Source organism: Streptomyces sp. NBC_00285 (genome assembly GCF_036174265.1).
GTDB lineage: Bacteria > Actinomycetota > Actinomycetes > Streptomycetales > Streptomycetaceae > Streptomyces.
This window is the reverse complement of record NZ_CP108055.1, coordinates 2,551,956-2,567,723: the sequence shown is the minus strand read 5'-3', so window position 1 is coordinate 2,567,723 and position 15,768 is coordinate 2,551,956. Positions and strand designations below refer to the sequence as shown.

Here is a 15,768-nt window from a genome sequence, read left to right as displayed (position 1 = left end):
CTCGCGCATTAGACGGCGGGAACGTCCTCAGCCGCCCTTCCCGCCACCAACCCGCCCTGGAGTCTGTCCGTGATCTCCGCCACCGGTATCGAGCTGCGCGCCGGCGCCCGAGTCCTCATCGAGTCCGCCACCTTCCGGGTCGCCAAGGGCGACCGCATCGGCCTGGTCGGCCGCAACGGCGCGGGGAAGACCACCCTGACCAAGTGCCTCGCAGGCCAGGGCATCCCCGCCGCGGGCCAGATCACCCGGTCCGGCGAGGTCGGTTACCTTCCCCAGGACCCCCGCACCGGCGACCTCGACGTACTCGCCCGGGACCGCATCCTCTCCGCGCGCGGACTCGACGTACTGCTGAAGAAGATGCGCGACAACGAGCAGCGCATCGCCAACGGCAGCGGTGCCACCCAGGAGAAGGCGCTGCGGCAGTACGAGCGCCAGGAGACGGAGTTCCTCACCAAGGGCGGATACTCCGCCGAGGCCGAGGCCTCCACCATCGCCGCCGCGCTGAACCTCCCCGACCGGGTGCTGGGCCAGCCCCTGCACACCCTCTCCGGTGGTCAGCGCCGCCGTATCGAACTGGCCCGGATCCTCTTCTCCGACGCCGACACGCTGCTCCTCGACGAGCCGACCAACCACCTCGACGCCGACTCGATCATCTGGCTGCGCGACTACCTCAAGACGTACCGCGGCGGTTTCATCGTGATCTCCCACGACGTCGACCTGGTCGAGACGGTCGTCAACAAGGTCTTCTACCTGGACGCCAACCGGGCCCAGATCGACGTCTACAACATGGGCTGGAAGCTCTACCAGCAGCAGCGCGAGGCGGACGAGAAGCGCCGCAAGCGCGAGCGGCAGAACGCCGAGAAGAAGGCCGCCGCCCTGCACTCGCAGGCCGACAAGATGCGCGCCAAGGCCACCAAGACCGTCGCCGCGCAGAACATGGCCAAGCGCGCCGACCGGCTGCTCGCGGGCCTCGACGCGGTGCGCCAGCAGGACAAGGTGGCCAAGCTGCGCTTCCCCGAGCCCGCCCCCTGCGGGAAGACCCCGCTGATGGCGGAGGGCCTGTCGAAGTCGTACGGCTCGCTGGAGATCTTCACCGACGTCGACCTGGCGATCGACAAGGGCTCGCGCGTGGTCATCCTGGGTCTCAACGGCGCGGGCAAGACGACCCTGCTGCGCCTGCTCGCCGGGACCGAGCAGCCGGACACGGGCGCCGTCGTCCCCGGCCACGGTCTCAAGCTCGGCTACTACGCCCAGGAGCACGAGACCCTCGACCCCGAGCGCACGGTCCTGGAGAACATGCGGTCGGCGGCCCCCGACCTCGACCTCGTCGAGGTGCGCAAGACGCTCGGCTCGTTCCTGTTCTCCGGCGACGACGTCGACAAGCCGGCCGGTGTCCTCTCCGGCGGCGAGAAGACCCGGCTGGCGCTCGCCACCCTGGTCGTCTCCTCGGCGAACGTCCTGCTCCTCGACGAGCCCACCAACAACCTCGACCCGGCCAGCCGCGAGGAGATCCTCGGCGCGCTGCGCACCTACAAGGGCGCGGTCGTCCTGGTGACCCACGACGAGGGCGCCGTCGAGGCGCTCCAGCCGGAGCGGATCATCCTGCTCCCCGACGGCGTCGAGGACCTGTGGGGTGCCGACTACGCGGATCTGGTCGCCCTGGCCTGATCGAAAGCGTGATCCACGGGGTGATCCACGGCGTATGGATCATTCGGCCGATCCGTGATCCATCATCTGTGTGAGATCTCCTCGTACCGAGGTGTGTCCTACATCCATTTCGCGGCCGGGCCCTTTATCGACAAGGGCCCGGCCGTCGCACGTCTCTGACCTGGGACTTCACGATATAACCCGTTCGGGGGTACGAACGCGGCTGTGTGGAATCACAGATTCCGTATGTGGGGACTCGCTCCTGTCGTCAAAACCAGGTCTTACGGACCTTGCCGAATGGGTGGCCATGAACGCCTGGAGGGGTGATCATGAGGGGACCAGAGCGCACTTCCTATGAGGAGGCACGGGTGGCCGAGACTCTGAAGAAGGGCAGCCGGGTAACCGGCGCCGCGCGTGACAAGCTCGCGGCAGACCTGAAGAAGAAGTACGACTCCGGTGCGAGCATTCGGGCGCTGGCCGAAGAAACCGGCCGCTCGTATGGCTTCGTGCATCGGATGCTCAGCGAATCGGGCGTCACGCTTCGTGGGCGTGGCGGAGCGACGCGGGGCAAGAAGGCCGCATCGTCCTGAACCGGACGGCCCATCGGCTTCGATGGTGACCACCCGGTCGGTCGACCGACCGGCCGGGTGGTTACTGTGCAGTCACTTAGCAGCGCTCTGCTGACCGCACGCATCGGAGGCACCCCATGGCTACGTCCACTCAGGATGGCCAGGAACTCGTTCCCCTGCTCGACAAGGACGGCGTGAGGCTCACCGTCGAGGACTCCCTCGCCACGGTGACGCTGACCAACCCGGCCAAGCGCAACGCGCAGAGCCCCGCTCTGTGGCGAGCGCTCGCCGAGGCGGGTCGGCTCGTGCCGGGCTCCGTCCGTGTGGTGGTGCTGCGCGGTGAAGGCAAGTCCTTCTCCGCGGGGCTCGACCGGCAGATGTTCACGCCGGAGGGGATCGAGGGCGAGCCGTCGTTCATCGAGCTCGCCCGCAGTGGTGACGCCGAGATCGACGCCGCCATCGCGGAGTTCCAGGAAGGCTTCACCTGGTGGCGGCGCAGTGACGTCGTGTCCATCGCCGCAGTACAGGGGTATGCCATCGGGGCGGGCTTCCAGCTCGCCCTCGCCTGTGACCTGCGCGTCGTCGCCGACGACGTGCAGTTCGCCATGCGCGAGACCAGCCTCGGCCTGGTCCCCGACCTCACCGGCACCCACCCCCTGGTGGGCCTCGTCGGTTACGCCCGGGCGCTGGAGATCTGCGCCACCGGGCGCTTCGTCACGGCCGAGGAGGCGGTGAGCACCGGCCTCGCCAACATCGCCGTCCCCCTGGACCGGCTCGACGGCGCCGTACGGGACCTGACGGCCGCGCTCCTGTCCGCCCCCCGCGACGCCGTCATCGAGACCAAGGCGCTGCTGCGGGGCGCCCAGGACCGCACCTACGACGAGCAGCGCGGCGCCGAGCGAGCGGCTCAGACGCGCCGGCTGCGGGACCTGGCCGGCGTCGGCGAGTAGGTCCTCAGACCTCCACGGCCGTCACCAGCACCGCCACCGTCGGACGATCCGGCAGCACCTCAGCCACGGCGGCGCGGACGTCCCGGGCCACGTCCAGGGCCCGGCGGTCCGCGCCCGTCGCCAGTTCCACACGGACATGGCGGCGCCCGAGGGAGCCGTCCCCGCTCTCCCGCTCCCCGATGTGCACCGGGCGCCCCAGCAGCCCGGTCAGCCGGACCGCACCGGGGACTGCCAGCGCGGCCGCGGCAGCGAGGGCCTCATCACCCGGGCCCGCCTCCGCAGGTCGCGGCGGCTCGGACCGTCGTACGGGAGACGGTTCGGCGTCCACGTCCAGCAGGGCCGTCACCCGCAGGTCCACCGCGCCGAGCTCCAGCCCCAGCAGCTCGGCCGCCGCCCGCGCGAGCGCCGTGCGCAGGAGCTCCGACGTCACCGGCAGCGGCTCGGCGGGCGTCGCCCCGAACTCCGCGGTCAGCCGCAGCGGGCCGGGCGGCAGCGCGCCGGGCGGCGCCGGTACGACGGGCTCGTACGTGTCCTCAGGGTCGGCGAGGCCGGTCCGCAGCGCTCCCAGCCGTACGTCCCGCAGGTCCGCCGCGGCGGACCGCAACACCGCGTGAGCCGCCTCCTCCGAGATCCAGGCCCCCTCGCGCGGCCCTCCCAGGGGCAGCAGCCGCCCCGGCCCGAGGTGGTGCCGTACCGCCCGCGTCCACTGATCCGCAGTCATTGCTCTAGCCTGCCGCATCTCCGGGGCGCGATCGCGCAACGGCACTTACGGTGGTCGAAGGACGACGACCGGAAGGGATGTACGGCGATGACCGACATGACGCAGAGCCCCGAGGTGGAGACGTCTGCGCAGCCCCGCAAGGCGATCAAACGCGGCGGCGGCGACCCGGCGACCCGTGGGCGGACCACCATCGCCGACGGCGTCGTGGAGAAGATCGCCGGGCTCGCGGCACGCGATGTCCTCGGCGTGCACGCGATGGGCAGCGGGCTGAGCCGCACCTTCTCGGCCGTACGGGACCGGGTGCCCGGCGGGTCCAAGTCCGTGTCCCGCGGAGTCAAGGCCGAGGTCGGCGAGGTGCAGACCGCGCTCGACCTGGAGATCGTCGTCGAGTACGGCGTCTCCATCGCCGACGTGGCCCGGGCGGTGCGGGAGAACGTGGTCGCGGCGGTGGAGCGGATGACCGGCCTGGAGGTCGTCGAGGTCAACATCGCGGTGAGCGACGTGAAGCTGCCCGACGAGGAGGACGAGGAGCCCGAGCCCCGCATCCAGTAGCACGGACCACACCCCGAGGGATCGTTAGGGAGCGCACGATGAGCATGGCCGTGGTCGGCATGATCGCCGGCATGGCGCTGGGATTCGCCGGGTATTTCGGCGGGTTCGGCGCCTTCCTGCTGGTGGCGGCGCTGGGCGCCATCGGCTTCGTCGTCGGCCGGTTCCTGGAGGGGGACCTGGAGGTCGGCGACCTCTTCCGCAGCCGTGACGACCGGCGTGACCGGCGGCGATGACGTCCGTGAGCGGCGCGGCCGACGAGACGGGTGAACTCCGCAGACCCCGGACCGCCACCGCCGTCCCGCCCGGCGAGCGCGGCGCGACGAACATCGCCGACCGCGTGGTCTCGAAGGTGGCTGCACAGGCGGCCCGCGAGGCGCTCGGAGAACTCCCGGCCGGGGCCGCGCCCCCTTACACCACCGTCATGGTCCACCACGGAACCGCCCGCATCCGCATGCACCTCGAACTGGCCTACCCGTGCGACATCGGCGCGCTTTGCCGCGCGGTGCGTCAGCAAGTGGTCGAGCGGGTAGTCGCGTTGGTGGACATGGAGGTGTCGGAGGTGACCGTCCAGGTGGAGCGGCTGCATCCGGCACAGGCGTACGGCGCGGCACAGGGGAGGGCGCGATGAGCGAGCCCCAGGGCTCCGAGGGCACCACACAACGACTGCCGGTCATCGAGCGGGCGGCGGAAGGGGACGGGCGAGACCGGTCCGCGTCGGCCGCCGCGTACGGACCACCGGAGGGCGGGGCGGGCGGCGAACGCCGCTTCTGGTCGGCGCGCAGGGTTCCGGCGGGCATCGTCGCCCTGCTGGTCCTGCTCGTCGCGGGTCTCTTCCTGTACGACATCGCGGCCGTCCGGGCCCATCGCCCCGCGATGCACTGGCGCCACGAACTCTCCCGGCAGCTCGCCGAGCGCCCCCTGGACGACCCCTGGGTCCTGGTCGGCGCGGGTGTCGCCGCGGCTCTGGGCCTGTGGCTGATCCTGCTGGCCGTCACACCCGGCCTGCGAGCCGTCCTGCCGATGCACCGCACCCACTCCGACGTCCGCGCCGGCCTGCACCGGGACGCGGCCGCCATGGTGCTGCGCGACCGCGCCATGGAGGTCTCCGGGGTCCAGTCCGCCCAGGTGCGGATGAGCAGGACGAAGGCCGACGTCCGCGCGGTTTCCCACTTCCGCGAACTGGACGACGTACAGGCCGACTTGGACCTGTCGCTCACCGAGGCGATCAGGGCACTGGGCCTGGCCCGGCCCCCGGCCCTCTCGGTGCACGTGGCACGGACGACGAGGAAGGGCTGAGGCCGATGCTGAGGACCGTCAACCGCGTACTGATCGCCCTGGTGGGCCTGGTACTGCTCGTCGGCGGCGGCTCGGTGCTCGCCGTGGGCCTCGGTCTGGACCCGCCGTCCCGGTGGATCCACGACGGCAGGCACGACGTACTGCTGAGCGACGCGCAGCGCACCCGCTGGAACGGCGACGGCTGGTGGTGGCCGACGGTCATCGCCGCACTGGCTCTCGTGGTGCTCCTGACCCTGTGGTGGCTCACGGCGGTGCTCCGCCGGCGCCGGCTCACCGAGGTGCGCGTCAACACCGGCGACGGCGAGGGCGCGCTCCTGAGGGGCCGCGCCCTGGAAGCCGTACTGGCGGGCGACGCAGGGCAGTTGGACGGCGTCCAGCGAGCCCAGGTGGGCCTGACCGGCCGCCCGGACGCCCCGGAGACCCACGTACGCCTCCTGCTGGAACCGCATGTGGACCCGGGGGCGGCCCTGCACCACCTGACGACTCAGGCCCTGGCCCACGCCCGCGATTCGGCGGGGCTGGAGTCACTTCCGGCGGAGGTCCGCATGACCGGCGTCAAGCACAAGGCGGAAAGGGTCGGTTGAGGCTTCCGAGGGCGCGGTGAACTGCGCCCTCGTCCTCCACCGGGCCGCAGCTAGAACCCGTGCCGCATGCCCCCGTCGACCGGCAGCATGACCCCCGTCAGATAGGAAGCAGCCGGAGACAGCAAGAACGCCGCCGCCCGGCCGAACTCCTCCGGCGTCCCGTACCGCCGCAACGGAATCCGCGACTCGTTCGCAGCCCGGGTGGCCTCCGGATCCGCGGACAGCCCGTCCAGCTCGCGCACGCGATCCGTGTCGATCCGGGACGGCAGCAGCCCCACCACCCGGATGCCCCGCGGCCCCAGTTCGTCGGAGAGGGACTTGGCGAACCCGGCGAGACCGGGCCGCAGCCCGTTCGAAATGGTCAGCCCGGGAATCGGCTCGTGCACCGACGCCGACAGCACGAACCCGATGACGCCCCCGGCGTCGAGTTCCGCCGCGGCCGCCCGGGCCAGCCGGACCGCTCCGAGGAACACGGACTCGAACGCGGCCTGCCACTGCTCGTCGGTGTTGTCCGCGACGAAACCGGGCGCGGGCCCGCCGACGCTGATCAGCACCCCGTCGAACCGCCCGAAGTGCTCCCGCGCCGCGGCGATCAGCTGTTCCGGCGCGGAGGGATCGGCGTTGTCGACGGCCACCCCGACGGCGTTCGGCCCCAGCTCGGCCGCCGCGGCCACCGCCCGCTTCTCCTCCCGGCCGGTCAGTACGACCTTCGCCCCGTCGGCGACCAGCTCGCGCGCGGCCGCGTTGCCGAGCCCGCGGGTCGCTCCGGTGACGATGTACACACGGTCCTTCAGTCCAAGATCCATGGCTTCTATCCTGCCTCCTCGTCCCCGTACAGGGTGAGGGCGGTGTTCACCAGCCCGATGTGGCTGAACGCCTGCGGGAAGTTGCCGAGCTGGACGCCGGCCACCGGGTCGTACTCCTCGGACAGCAGGCCCACGTCGTTGGCCAGACCAAGCAGCCGTTCGAACAGGTCCCGCGCCTCCTTCGTACGGCCCGTCATGTGCAGGGTGTCGGCGAGCCAGAACGAGCACACGAGGAACGTGCCCTCGCCTCCCGGCAGCCCGTCCACGGGCGTCTCCTCGGCGCTGTACCGCCGTACGAACCCGCCGTGGTCCAGCTCCGCGCGGACCGCGTCGATGGTGCCGACGACGCGTGGGTCGTCGGGCGGCAGGAAGCCGACGCGGGGGATCAGCAGCAGGGACGCGTCGAGTTCGCGCGAGCCGTAGTACTGGGTGAAGGTGTTGCGTTCGGGGTCGTAGCCCTTCTCGCACACCTCGCGGTGCACCTCGTCGCGCATCGCGCGCCAGCCGTCCAGGTCGCCGCGCAGCTCGGGGTTTTCCTCCAGCGTGCGTACGGCCCGGTCGGCGGCGACCCAGACCATCACCTTCGAGTGGACGAACTGCTGCCGGCCGCCGCGCACCTCCCACAGCCCCTCGTCGGGCTGCCGCCACACCTCGCGCAGGAACTCCAGGAGCGCGCACTGCAGGGACCACATGTGCGGCTTGGCGGGCAGGCCCGAGCGCCGGGCCAGCGACAGGGAGTCCATGACCTCGCCGTACACGTCCAGTTGGAGCTGGTCGACGGCCTCGTTCCCGATGCGTACGGGCTTCGAGCCGCCGAAACCGGCCAGCCACGGCAGTTCGGACTCGGGCAGCCGGCGCTCGCCCGCGAGGCCGTACATGATCTGCAGGTCCGCCGGGTCGCCGGCGACCGCGCGCAGCAGCCAGTCGCGCCAGGCCCCGGCCTCCTCCTGGTAGCCGCAGGACAGCAGGGCGCCCAGGGTGAGGGTCGAGTCGCGCAGCCAGCAGTAGCGGTAGTCCCAGTTGCGGACCCCGCCGAGCTCCTCGGGCAGTGAGGTGGTGGGGGCGGCGACGATGCCGCCGGTGGGGGCGTAGGTGAGGGCCTTGAGGGTGATCAGGGAGCGGACGACGGCATCCCGGTGGGGGCCGTCGTAACGGCACCGGGCAGCCCAGGCCCGCCAGTCGGCGACGCTGGCCTGAAGGGTCTCGTACGGCTCGATCAGCGGCGGGCGCGGTTCGTGCGAGGGGTGCCAGGTGAGGACGAAGGCGACCTTCTCGCCCGCCTCCACCGTGAACTCCGAGTGCGTGCCGAAGTCCTCGCCCCAGGTGTGCACCGCGGGTTCGCTGCGCAGCCACACCGAGTCGGGCCCCGCGATCGCCACCCGGTGACCGTCGGAGCGGCGGACCCACGGCATGACCGAACCGTGGTCGAAGCGGATCCTGAGGGTGCTGCGGACGGTCACCGTCCCGCGGAGCCCCTCGACGACGCGTACGAGGTCGGGGGCACCGTCGCGCTGCGGCATCAGGTCGGTGACCCGCACCGCGCCCTCGTCGGTCTCCCACTCGGTGTCCAGCACGAGAGTGTCGGGGCGGTAGCCGCGCCTCGTACAACGGTCCGCCCCCTTCGGGGCGATCCGCCAGTGGCCGTTCTCCTCGTCGCCGAGCAGCCTGGCGAAGCAGGCCGCCGAGTCGAAGCGGGGCAGGCACAGCCAGTCCACGGAACCGTCCATGCCGACCAGGGCCGCGGTCTGTTCGTCGCCGATGAGGGCGTAGTCCTCGATACGGGGGTGCACGAAGTGCGGGTTCCCGGCTGGTCGCGGGGGCAATCAGGGGTGCGGCCGGGGGAGTGACGCCGTGGTGCCGGAGAAGATCACCCCCGGGTGCGCCGGAGTCTGGTTCAGCACCCACAGGCCGATCAGTGTCGCCAGCGCGAACACGACGGCGATGAGGACGGTGAGGACGAGCCGGCGGCGGCGCTCGCGGCGCAGCCACTCGCCGCGTGCCGTGCGATAGGCGTCGGGGGCCGCGTGCACCCCGCCCGCCAGCGCGGCGAGGGCCTCCTGGAGCTCCTGCTCGGTTCGGTCCGGGCTGGTGTCATGCGACGGGGTCGCGTCTCGATGCGTCATCGCCGGGCCTCCATCGCCTGGGTCAGGGCGGCGAGGCCGCGTGCCGTGTGGGTCTTGACGGAGCCGCAGGAGATGCCCATCGCGGAGGCGATCTCGCTCTCCTTCAGTCCGAGCCAGTGCCGCAGCACCAGCGCCTCGCGCTGCCGGGCGGGCAGATGCTGGAGCGCGTCGATGAGGACGCGCTGGTCGTCGTGGAGGAGCGCGGTGCTCTCGGCGGACGCGACGAGCTCGCCCACCGACGTCGGCGGGTTCTCCACGTGTCTGCGGGCGACCTGGAGGTGCCGTATCCGCATCCGGGTCAGATTGCAGACCGTGGAACGCAGATAGGCCTCCGCGGCCTCGGTGTCCCTCAGGCGCCGCCACTTCCGGTAGATCTGGTAGTAGGCCTCGGCGACCACGTTCTCCGGGTCGTCGGCGCCGAGCAGCACGGCGAGGCGGAGCATCGAGGCGTAGTGCAGCTCGAACAACCGGGCCACACCGGCCTCGCGCTCCAGCTCGGCAGGGTCCGCCGCGGCGGGGGCGAGCGGCACCGGTGGCGGGGTGCCGTGTCTCAGATGCTGTCTCACGGGTGGTTCGCTCCCGTCTCGGGGCGCCGCCTGACGGTCAGGCGCGACGGTAGGTCGGTGAGGTCGGCGCCGCGCGGGACGCCGAGACGTTCGAGGACGGTCGTCCCGGCGAGGGCGACGGCCAGGTTCAGCAGGAGGGCGACGAGCCCGGCGTAGATCTGGAACGGACCGGCACCGATCGACGAGAACCCCTCGCGTACGACCAGGAAGGTGCCGGCCAGCATGCCCGCGCCCCATCCGGCGAGCAGGGCCCGCGGATGCAGCCGGCCGGTGAACAGGCCCACGGCGACGGCCGGGAAGATCTGCAGGATCCAGACCCCGCCGAGGAGTTGGAGGTTGACGGCGTCCTGGTCGCGCAGCCCGAACACGAACGCCACCGCGCCCACCTTCGCCGTCAGTGACACCGCCTTGGCGATCCGCACCTGCCGCTTGGGCGTGGCGGTGGGGTGCACGTACTCGACGTACACGTTGCGGACGAAGCTGGTGGCCGCCGCGATCGACATCACCGCGGCCGGCACCAGCGCCCCCACGGTGATCGCGCCGAACACCAGCCCGGCCAGCGGCCCCGGCATCAGCCGGTCCACCAGCATCGGTACGGCGGTCTCGGCGCCGCCCGCAGGCGCCCGGACCCCCGCCGCGAGCGCCGCGATCCCGAGAAACCCGAAGAGCGCGAGCAGCCCCGTCCAGGCGGGCAGGGCCACCGCGACCTTGCGCAGGGTGCGGGGCCCGTCGGCGGCGAAACCGGCGGTCAGGACGTGCGGGTACATCAGGAGGGCGAGGGCGGAACCGAGGGCGAGGGTGGCGTAGGCGGGCTGCTGCTCGGGGGAGAGCAGGAGTGCCGGCCCGCCGAGGCGTTCGGCCGCCCCGTCGAACACCTTGCCCGGTCCGCCGAGCCGTGCCAGGACCAGCCAGGTGACGGCGGTGAGCGAGACGAAGACGGCGACCGCCTTGAGCGCCGAGATCACGGTGGGTGCCCGCAGCCCGTGCCGGTAGGTGGCCACCGCCAGCCCCGCGAACAACGCCACCATCACCAGGTCACCGGTCGCGCCCCGCGGGTAGACGCCCCCGGCGGTCAACACCGCCCGTATCCCGAGCAGTTGGAGCGCCAGATACGGCATGGTCGCCAGGATCCCGGTCAGCGCGACCACCAGGGCCAGCGGCGGCGAACCGTAGCGGCCGCGCACGAAGTCGGCGGCGGTGATGTAACCGTGCCGGCGGGCCACCTCGCCCAGACGGCTGAGCAGCACGAAGGCGATCGGACAGACGATCACCGTGTACGGCACCGCGAAGAAGGCGGCGGCGCCGTTGCCGTACGCGAGACCCGGCACGGCCGTGAAGGTGTACGCGGTGAAGATCGTGCCGCCGAGCAGCAGCCAGGTCCACACCGGGCCGAGACTGCGGTCGGCGAGCGCCCAGCCCTCCAGGGACGGCAGCCGGTCGCTGGGGCGAAGCCGGCGCGCGGTCACGGCGAGCAGCGACGCTCCGCCGATCACGGCGAGGAACGTCGCGGTCATGGCGCTGTCGGCCATGGTCACCGTCCTTGGTGTGTCTGTGCCCTCGCGCTTAAGTTGCGCGGACCGCCGGTTCGGATGACGGACATCGGCGGGAAATCTTCCCGGAATTCGCTGTCAACCGTCTGCGGGAGGTGGGCAACTCTTGCACAGACCGACAGCGACGGGGAGAGGAGTGCGGGGCATGGCACAAACCGGTCATCACCGGCTACGGCGCGTCGCGATCGCCGTACTGCTTCTCGCGCCCGCCGCGGGACTGCTGTGGGTTCCGATGTACGCCGGTGCGGAGCCGCGCCTGGCGGGCACGCCGTTCTTCTACTGGTACCAGCTCGCCTGGGTGCCGGGGTGCGGTCTGTGCCTGCTCGCCGCGTATGCGCTGTCGGACCGACATCGCCGCTGAGTCCGCTGTTTCCGCTCCCGTTCTCCGTCTCGACCTCCGTCTCGATTCCTGCCTCTTGTTCCACCGTTTCCGGTGAGGAGCCGCCATGCCCGAAACCGTCCTTCAGCCTGCCCTTGAGGCGCCTGAAAAGTCACGTATGTCGCCTCGTTCGATCCTTTTGTGGGCCGTTGTCGCGCTGCTCGGCGCGGTCGCCTGGGGCGTCCTCGCACTGGCCCGCGGCGAGAGGATCTCCGCGGTCTGGCTGGTCGTCGCCGCGCTCGGTTCGTACGCGATCGCCTACCGCTTCTACTCCCGCTTCATCGTCCGCCGCGTCCTGCGACCGGACGACCGCCGCGCCACCCCGGCCGAACGCCTCGAGGACGGCGTCGACTTCCATCCCACCGACCGCCGGGTGCTCCTCGGCCACCACTTCGCGGCGATCGCCGGTGCGGGACCGCTGGTCGGCCCCGTCCTCGCGGCACAGATGGGCTACCTGCCCGGCACCCTGTGGATCGTCGCCGGAGTGATCTTCGCGGGCGCGGTGCAGGACATGGTCGTGCTGTTCCTGTCCATGCGCCGGGACGGCACGTCGCTCGGGCAGATGGCTCGGGCCGAGATCGGCCGGGCCGGCGGGGCGGCGGCCCTGATAGCGGTCTTCGCCATCATGATCATCCTGCTGGGGGTGCTGGCCCTGGTCGTCGTGAACGCCCTCGCCCACTCCCCGTGGGGCACCTTCTCCGTCGCGATGACCGTCCCCATCGCCCTGTTCATGGGCTTCTGGATGCACCGCATCCGCCCCGGCCGGGTCGTGGAGACCAGCCTCATCGGCGTCGCCCTGCTGCTGCTCGCCATCGTCGGCGGCAGCTGGGTCCAGGAGTCGTCGCTGGCCTCCGCCTTCACCCTCAGTCCGACGACCCTGGTCTTCTGCCTGATCGGCTACGGCTTCGTGGCGTCCGTACTCCCGGTGTGGATGCTCCTCGCCCCCCGCGACTACCTCTCCACCTTCATGAAGATCGGCACGATCGCGCTGCTCGCGGTCGGCGTCGTGGTCGCGGCCCCGGTCCTGCGCGCGGACGCGGTGAGCGACTTCGCCTCGTCGGGGGCGGGGCCGGTGTTCGCGGGGTCCCTGTTCCCCTTCCTGTTCATCACGATCGCCTGCGGCGCCCTGTCCGGCTTCCACGCGCTGGTCTCCTCCGGCACGACGCCGAAGCTGATCCAGAAGGAGTCGCAGGTCCGTCTCATCGGCTACGGCGCCATGCTGATGGAGTCGTTCGTCGCGATCATGGCGCTGATCGCGGCGGCGACCCTGGAGCCCGGCCTGTACTACGCGATGAACGCCCCCGCGGGGCTGCTGGGTACGACGGCCCAGTCGGCCTCGCACGCGGTGGCGGGCCTCGGTTTCATCATCACACCCGACCAGCTGACCCAGGCCGCCAAGGCGGTCGAGGAACAGTCCCTGATCGCCCGGTCCGGAGGCGCCCCGACCCTCGCGGTCGGCATGTCGGAGATCTTCTCCGGGGTGTTCGGCGGTACCGCCATGAAGGCCTTCTGGTACCACTTCGCGATCATGTTCGAGGCACTGTTCATCCTCACGACGGTCGACGCGGGCACCCGGGTCGGACGCTTCATGCTCCAGGACATGCTCGGCAACGTCTGGAAGCCGGTCGGCCGGGTCAACTGGAAGCCCGGTATCTGGCTGTGCAGCGGCCTGGTCGTGGCGGCCTGGGGCTACTTCCTCTACACCGGCGCCACCGACCCGCTCGGCGGAATCAACCAGCTCTTCCCGCTCTTCGGTATCGCCAACCAGCTCCTCGCCGCGATCGCACTGGCCGTGTCCACCACCGTCCTCGTCAAGTCCGGGAAGCTGCGCTGGGCGTGGGTGACCGGGGTCCCGCTGGCCTGGGTGGTCGCGATCACCTTCACCGCGGGCTGGCAGAAGATCTTCTCCGACGACCCGCGGGTCGGCTTCTTCGCCCAGCGGGCCAAGTACGCGGACGGCATCGACGCGGGCCAGGTGCTCGCGCCCGCCAAGACCCTCGGCGACATGCACACGGTGGTCACCAACTCCACGGTCGACGGGGTGCTGATCGCGGTGTTCCTGCTGCTGGTCGCGGTCGTGCTCGTCAACGCGGGGACGGTGTGCGCACGGGCGATCCGCACCCCGGGAGCGCTGCCGACCACCGAGGCACCGTACGTCGAGTCACAGCTCGCCGTGCCCGCCGAACCGAGCCATGAGGCCATGGCGGGGACGCGTCCGTGAGGGGCCGACGGAGGGTGTCCGGGGGGTGGGGAGTTCGGGGCACCCGGGCCGTTCGGTCGGGGGCTTGGTGCGCGGGGTGGCGGTCGCGGGTTGCCGTGTCCTTCGGGCCGGCCGTCCGGCGATCGGCCCGGGCCGTCCGGTGGTATCTGCGGGAGCTGACCGGGGAGGCGGAGTACGACCGCTACTGCGAGCGGCATCTGCGCCACCACCCGATCGCGCCGGTGCCGACCCGGCGCGAGTACCAGGTGCTGCGCACGCGGCACCAGGAGGCCCACCCGCAGGGCCGCTGCTGCTGACGCCGTCCACCAGGGAGCGCGGGGCGGGCACATGACCCGGTATCCGTGGGAGCTGCTGCCCGAGCCGGAACGCACGTTCGTCCACTGGCGGGACCGTCCGGGAAAGTGAGCGCTGCCGAGGGGCTCGTCCGCGACGGTGAGGGTTACACCACGGCCGGTTCCGCCGCCGTAGGGCTGTCCTGATCCGCCTTCTCCCGGCGCTCGCGGAGCTCACGACGCACGAGGATCACCCAGCCGATCGGCACGCCCACGGAGAACAGCCACCACTGGATGGCGTACGCGTAGTTCAGCGCGGCGTCCTCCATGCCGGGGTTGCTGCCCATCAGCTCCGGGATGTCGCCCTTCGGCTCGGGCGCGGTCTGGGCGATGTAGCCGCCGAGCACCGTGACGCCCAGCCGCTCCGCCTCCTGCTCGCTGTTGATCAGCATGACCTGCCGGTCCGGCAGCCCCTTGAGGTTCTTGATACCGCTCGCCGCGGTCGTCTCGTCGGGCATCAACCGCCCGGTGACGGTGATCTGCCCCGCGGGCGGCGCCGGGATCTTGGGGAACGCGGTCTGGCTCGGGCCGTCCGAAGGGATCCACCCCCGGTTGACCAGCAGCACCTTGCCGTCGTCGAGGACGAACGGAGTCAGTACGTGGTAGCCGACCTCGTCGTCGGAGTTGGTGCGACGCCGGACGACGACCTCGTCCCGGGTGTCGAAGTGTCCCTTCGCGGTCACGCGGCGATACCGGTCGTGCGTGGTGACCGTGTGTCCGGGCGAGGTCATCCGCTCCACGGGCACCGCCTTCGCGGACAGCGCGTCCGAGACCAGCTGGTTGCGGGCGGTGCGCTCCTCGTAGCGGTGCATCTGCCAGATACCCAGCCTGATCATCGTGGGGATGAGAAGGAGGGCGACCAGTGTGAGGATCACCCACTGCCGGGACAACAGGAAGCGGTACACCCCACGACCGTACAACTCGGACCTTGCGGTGCTCGCACAGGGGTGTGGAAGGACGTGGTGGCCGACGCCGGTCCCCCGTCCTGCGCGGGACCCAGGGCCTGCCCGACGGTGCGGCCGGCGCTGTCGACTTGCGAGTGCCCGATACGCCCTTGACGATGCGGTTTATGACACGTTGCGAAGTGTGCGGGAACGACTACGAGCTGGCGTTCACCGTGGAGACCCGGGACGGGGCACGCCACGTCTTCGATTCGTTCGCCTGCGCGATCCATCGCATGGCCCCCATCTGTGAGCACTGCCGGGTCCAGATCATCGGCCAAGGTGTCGAGGTGGACGGCCACTGGTTCTGCGGCGCGCACTGTGCCCGTGCGGAGGGCAAGGCCGGCATCGTGGACAAGGTCGGCTCTGCCGTGTAGGCCGACGGGGGTCTTTGCATATGGGTCGGGTCCGGGTGGATGAGGAATGGGCTCGGAATCGCGTCCGCCGAGAGGACGCCTGGGGCGCCTCCTACGGCCGTCGGTGCGCCGTGGTCACGGCGCGGGCGAGAGGGCACCGGGCGAGTCGTACGGC

Annotated in this window: 19 protein-coding genes; 12 read left to right on the top strand and 7 right to left on the bottom strand. The window is 71.3% G+C overall.

All coding sequences use genetic code 11. The features are described 5' to 3' along the window. Nucleotides 1–69: 69 nt before the first annotated feature. From OHT57_RS11740 to OHT57_RS11730, 3 genes are all read left to right on the top strand, one after another. On the top strand, nt 70–1,668 hold the full coding sequence (locus OHT57_RS11740) for an ABC-F family ATP-binding cassette domain-containing protein (protein WP_328746095.1): 1,599 nt from the start codon (nt 70–72) through the stop codon (nt 1,666–1,668). A 347-nt stretch (nt 1,669–2,015) separates the two neighbouring features. After that, nucleotides 2,016–2,237 carry a helix-turn-helix domain-containing protein gene (locus tag OHT57_RS11735; protein ID WP_004002281.1) on the top strand — a complete coding sequence of 74 codons (222 nt, stop codon included), beginning with the start codon at nt 2,016–2,018 and terminating at the stop codon, nt 2,235–2,237. A 116-nt stretch (nt 2,238–2,353) separates the two neighbouring features. Then, nucleotides 2,354–3,166 carry an enoyl-CoA hydratase/isomerase family protein gene (locus OHT57_RS11730; protein WP_328746094.1) on the top strand — a complete coding sequence of 271 codons (813 nt, stop codon included), beginning with the start codon at nt 2,354–2,356 and terminating at the stop codon, nt 3,164–3,166. A gap of 4 nt (nt 3,167–3,170) precedes the next feature. Here the strand turns inward: OHT57_RS11730 and OHT57_RS11725 are convergent, their stop codons facing one another. After that, nucleotides 3,171–3,887, bottom strand: a complete 717-nt coding sequence (locus OHT57_RS11725) for a nucleopolyhedrovirus P10 family protein (RefSeq protein WP_328746093.1) — start codon at nt 3,885–3,887, stop codon at nt 3,171–3,173. A gap of 87 nt (nt 3,888–3,974) precedes the next feature. On the opposite strand from OHT57_RS11725, the gene OHT57_RS11720 reads away from it, so the two are divergent. From OHT57_RS11720 to amaP, 5 genes are read left to right on the top strand one after another with little or no spacing between them, the layout of a single operon-like run. Then, nucleotides 3,975–4,439: an Asp23/Gls24 family envelope stress response protein gene (locus tag OHT57_RS11720; protein ID WP_328746092.1), complete on the top strand. Its 465-nt coding sequence runs from the start codon at nt 3,975–3,977 to the stop codon at nt 4,437–4,439. 38 nt (nt 4,440–4,477) lie between these two features. Then, nucleotides 4,478–4,672, top strand: coding sequence for a hypothetical protein (locus OHT57_RS11715; RefSeq protein WP_328746091.1), 195 nt, complete (start codon nt 4,478–4,480; stop codon nt 4,670–4,672). Further along, on the top strand, nt 4,669–5,067 hold the full coding sequence (locus tag OHT57_RS11710) for a hypothetical protein (protein ID WP_328746090.1): 399 nt from the start codon (nt 4,669–4,671) through the stop codon (nt 5,065–5,067). The genes OHT57_RS11715 and OHT57_RS11710 overlap by 4 nt, the downstream gene beginning before the upstream one ends. After that, the gene (locus OHT57_RS11705; protein ID WP_328746089.1) at nt 5,064–5,735 is read left to right on the top strand and encodes a DUF6286 domain-containing protein; all 672 of its coding nucleotides are present in this window, start codon (nt 5,064–5,066) and stop codon (nt 5,733–5,735) included. The genes OHT57_RS11710 and OHT57_RS11705 overlap by 4 nt, the downstream gene beginning before the upstream one ends. Before the next feature lie 5 nt (nt 5,736–5,740). Continuing rightward, entirely contained in the window at nt 5,741–6,319 is a 579-nt protein-coding gene (amaP, locus tag OHT57_RS11700; protein WP_328746087.1) for an alkaline shock response membrane anchor protein AmaP, read from the top strand. 50 nt (nt 6,320–6,369) lie between these two features. Here amaP and OHT57_RS11695 read toward each other — a convergent pair whose 3' ends face one another. Genes OHT57_RS11695 through OHT57_RS11675 form a run of 5 tightly spaced genes read right to left on the bottom strand, consistent with a single transcriptional unit; the run spans nt 6,370 to nt 11,343 of the window. Beyond that, on the bottom strand, nt 6,370–7,125 hold the full coding sequence (locus OHT57_RS11695) for an SDR family oxidoreductase (RefSeq protein WP_328746086.1): 756 nt from the start codon (nt 7,123–7,125) through the stop codon (nt 6,370–6,372). 5 nt (nt 7,126–7,130) lie between these two features. Next, nucleotides 7,131–8,915, bottom strand: a complete 1,785-nt coding sequence (locus OHT57_RS11690) for a glycoside hydrolase family 15 protein (RefSeq protein ID WP_328746084.1) — start codon at nt 8,913–8,915, stop codon at nt 7,131–7,133. Between the two features lie 33 nt (nt 8,916–8,948). Further along, the gene (locus OHT57_RS11685) at nt 8,949–9,248 is read right to left on the bottom strand and encodes a hypothetical protein (RefSeq protein ID WP_328746083.1); all 300 of its coding nucleotides are present in this window, start codon (nt 9,246–9,248) and stop codon (nt 8,949–8,951) included. Next, nucleotides 9,245–9,814: a sigma-70 family RNA polymerase sigma factor gene (locus OHT57_RS11680; RefSeq protein WP_328746082.1), complete on the bottom strand. Its 570-nt coding sequence runs from the start codon at nt 9,812–9,814 to the stop codon at nt 9,245–9,247. Before OHT57_RS11680 ends, OHT57_RS11685 begins: the two co-directional genes overlap by 4 nt. Further along, nucleotides 9,811–11,343 carry a sodium:solute symporter family protein gene (locus tag OHT57_RS11675; RefSeq protein WP_328746081.1) on the bottom strand — a complete coding sequence of 511 codons (1,533 nt, stop codon included), beginning with the start codon at nt 11,341–11,343 and terminating at the stop codon, nt 9,811–9,813. Before OHT57_RS11675 ends, OHT57_RS11680 begins: the two co-directional genes overlap by 4 nt. 166 nt (nt 11,344–11,509) lie before the next feature. Here OHT57_RS11675 and OHT57_RS11670 point away from each other — a divergent pair, with 166 nt between their 5' ends. The 3 genes from OHT57_RS11670 to OHT57_RS11660 all read left to right on the top strand — a co-directional run bounded on the left by OHT57_RS11670 (nt 11,510) and on the right by OHT57_RS11660 (nt 14,260). Then, nucleotides 11,510–11,725, top strand: coding sequence for a DUF3311 domain-containing protein (locus tag OHT57_RS11670; protein WP_328746080.1), 216 nt, complete (start codon nt 11,510–11,512; stop codon nt 11,723–11,725). A gap of 136 nt (nt 11,726–11,861) precedes the next feature. Next, complete coding sequence (locus tag OHT57_RS11665; RefSeq protein WP_328746079.1) at nt 11,862–13,964, top strand: carbon starvation CstA family protein; 2,103 nt, start codon at nt 11,862–11,864, stop codon at nt 13,962–13,964. A 95-nt stretch (nt 13,965–14,059) separates the two neighbouring features. Beyond that, nucleotides 14,060–14,260, top strand: coding sequence for a YbdD/YjiX family protein (locus OHT57_RS11660; RefSeq protein WP_328746078.1), 201 nt, complete (start codon nt 14,060–14,062; stop codon nt 14,258–14,260). A 143-nt stretch (nt 14,261–14,403) separates the two neighbouring features. Here OHT57_RS11660 and OHT57_RS11655 read toward each other — a convergent pair whose 3' ends face one another. Continuing rightward, nucleotides 14,404–15,201, bottom strand: a complete 798-nt coding sequence (locus tag OHT57_RS11655) for an SURF1 family cytochrome oxidase biogenesis protein (protein WP_328746077.1) — start codon at nt 15,199–15,201, stop codon at nt 14,404–14,406. A gap of 164 nt (nt 15,202–15,365) precedes the next feature. Here OHT57_RS11655 and OHT57_RS11650 point away from each other — a divergent pair, with 164 nt between their 5' ends. After that, on the top strand, nt 15,366–15,614 hold the full coding sequence (locus OHT57_RS11650) for a hypothetical protein (protein ID WP_031046215.1): 249 nt from the start codon (nt 15,366–15,368) through the stop codon (nt 15,612–15,614). Nucleotides 15,615–15,768: the final 154 nt, after the last annotated feature.